Source organism: Flavobacterium sp. (assembly GCF_044368625.1).
Lineage (GTDB): Bacteria > Bacteroidota > Bacteroidia > Flavobacteriales > Flavobacteriaceae > Flavobacterium.
On record NZ_JBIPPD010000303.1, the window covers coordinates 1 to 3,012 of the forward strand.

Annotated in this window: 1 protein-coding gene; it reads right to left on the reverse strand. The window is 34.2% G+C overall.

Features of this window, described 5'->3' with window-relative positions:
• Window positions 1–2,879 (reverse strand): SusC/RagA family TonB-linked outer membrane protein (locus tag ACIQ2X_RS15265; RefSeq protein WP_396179824.1); only part of this gene is annotated, 2,879 nt, incomplete at its 3' end.
• Window positions 2,880–3,012 lie beyond the last annotated feature (133 nt).

Here is a 3,012-nt window from a genome sequence, read left to right on the forward strand (position 1 = left end):
CTTGTAGGAAGGTTATAAGCTAGCTGCACATTGCGAAGCCTGATAAACGACCCGTCCTCAACATATCTGTCTGATAACCTGTATGTTGTAGTTCTACTAATTCGAGGATATCTGGCATTAGGATTTGGATTTTCTTTTGTCCAATAATTTCCTAATACGTCTCTTATCTGATTAATTCCAAAAGCAAAACCGTCAGCTACATCCTTTTTATTAAAATTTAATATCTCATTTCCTTGAACCCCACTTATAAAAGCTGTCAACTCAAAGTTTTTATATGACATTCGCGAATTAAATCCAAAAATGAAATCAGGATTGGGATCACCAATAATTACTCGATCTCGATCATTGATTGTATTGTTCCCGTCTTGATCAACATATTTGATGTTTCCATTAACGTCTAAACCATTTTCAACGAACCCAAAAAATGCATTCATTGGTTGGCCTACCCTATTCAAACTCGCAGAAACTAAAAATGGGTTTGTACTTGGAGCACTCAGAATATCAGTTCCTTTATTTAACTCTAATACTTCACTTCTATTAAATGATATATTTCCATCTACATCCCATTTGAAATTACCATCCAAAATTTTAGCCCCTGCTGTCAACTCAATACCCTTATTTTGAATTTTACCAGCATTTCTTGTCACTGTGGTATAACCAGTTGATGTTGGCAAATTAACATTAGCCAATAAATCAGAAGTTATCTTGTCATATAAATCTATGCTAAATTGAAAACGGTTATTTAAAAAGCTTGCATCTACTCCAATATTATATTGAGTAGTAGTTTCCCACTTTAAAGCAGAGTTAGGCTGAATCGGGCTAGGAGCAAAACCTATGAATAATTTTCTATCAAACACCGTTTGGGTACTATTAAGCGTTTGAAGTGATTGATATGGATTAACTGCTGTACTTCCAGTAATTCCCCAGCCAGCCCTAAATTTTAAATCTGAAATAACTTTGCTGTTTTTCAAAAAGTCCTCTTCACTTACTCTCCAGGCAATGGCTCCAGAAGGGAAATAACCCCAGCGATTTTCACGTCCAAATCTAGATGAGCCATCTGTTCTTGCACTAAAAGTCACTAAATATTTATCATTATATGAATAATTTAATCTGCCTAAATAAGACAAGATTGAAAACTCAGTTAAAAATGAAGTAGGTATTCCCGGTCCACTACCAGACTGTAAATTATAATTTGATAAAACGTTGTTTAAAAAACCTGTTGAACTAGCAGTAACTCCACGATTCATCGTATTTTGATAAGTTAAACCAGTTAATGCTGTTAATTTATGTGATTCACCAAATATCTTATTATAAGTCAAAAAATTCTCATTAACGACACTTGTTAATTCGGAATTACTTGTTGAGGCTACCCCTGTTGCAGATAACTTTAAAATGGTTGGGGAATAAAAATCTGATCTATTGGTTATGTTTTCTATGCCAGCTGTACTTGTAAATACCAAATCTGGTAAGATTTTAGCAGTTAACCCTAAATTTGCCAAAACGCCATTATTTGTCCCTAACTGCTTTCTTTCCAAGCCCATTGCAAGTGGATTTTCTGCAACGTCTGGACTAAATGCATAGGAGCTAATTGAGTTATATTCACCGTTAGCATTAAGGGGGGTAAGAGTTGGCGGTGCAATTAATGCACCTGATAAAACTCCTGCTCCACGAACCGTATTGTCACTATTCAATGAATTACGTTGGGTTCTGTTTAAGACGCTATTGAATGAAACAGAAAATACATTATTAATACGATGCTGTAAATTAGTCCTAACTTGACCTCTCCAAAAGTTAGACCCCACTAAAATACCTTCTTGATTAAAGTAATTTCCAGAAAGCGAATATTGTGTTTTTTCATTTCCTCCAGCAATAGTAATTACATGATTTTGTACAATTGCTTTACGTAGAACTTCATTTTGCCAATTAGTACCTTCTCCAAATGAATTAATTTGTTCAGTGGTAAAAAAAGCTTTATCTCCGTCATTTGCTGCTCTCAAATTTGCTAACTGGGCAAATTCCTTTGCATTTAACATATCAATTGTTTTGGCTGCTTCTTGAACTCCATAATAACTATCAAATTCAACTTTACTTTGTCCATTTTTTCCTTTTTTTGTTGTAATTAGTACTACACCGTTTGCTCCACGAGAACCATAAATAGCAGTGGCAGATGCATCTTTTAATACTTCGATTGATTCAACATCATTAGGTGATAATGATGAAGGCGAACCTGCTAATGGGAAACCATCTAATACATATAAAGGCTCGTTATTTCCCAAAATTGAATTGCCCCCTCTAATTCTAACGCTGATGTTTGAACCAGGCTCTCCAGAATTTTGAACGACTTGAACTCCGGCTGCCCTTCCAGACAAACTTTGAACTGGATTAATCGCCACTTGAGTAACAAGATCTCTACTTTTAATAGAAGAAACAGATCCAGTTAAATCACTCTTCTTTTGAGAACCATAGCCAATTACTACGACCTCATCAAGTGATTTATCATCTTCGGTCATACTAATATTTAGTTGACTGCGGTTCCCAATAACAACTTCTTGAGTAGAGTAACCAACAAAAGAAAAGACCAAAATTGATTTAGAGTTTGCTACATTGATAGAGAACTCCCCATTAGCATTCGTTGCTGTACCTTTGGATGTTCCCTTCTCAGTTATACTAACACCCATCAATGGTAGTTTGCTTTGAGCGGATACAACCTTACCCGTTACTTGCAAATCTGCTGCATATTCAATTTTATTTTTTGAATATGCATAAATCGTATTGCCTCCAACAAAACAAAACAATATTAGAAGCAAAAAACATTTGTACATTGTTTTCATAGTAATTAAAATATTGTGAAATGGTTTAACTTTTATTTTTCCAAACATAGAAGCAATTTTTACAATAAAAAAAATATTTTTTTATGCAATCGAAACCGCAATCGGTTGCATGAAATATTATTTTTATCTTGAAGAATAATTGAGAGAAAACGGGTGTAATTTTTAATTTAACATACACAGA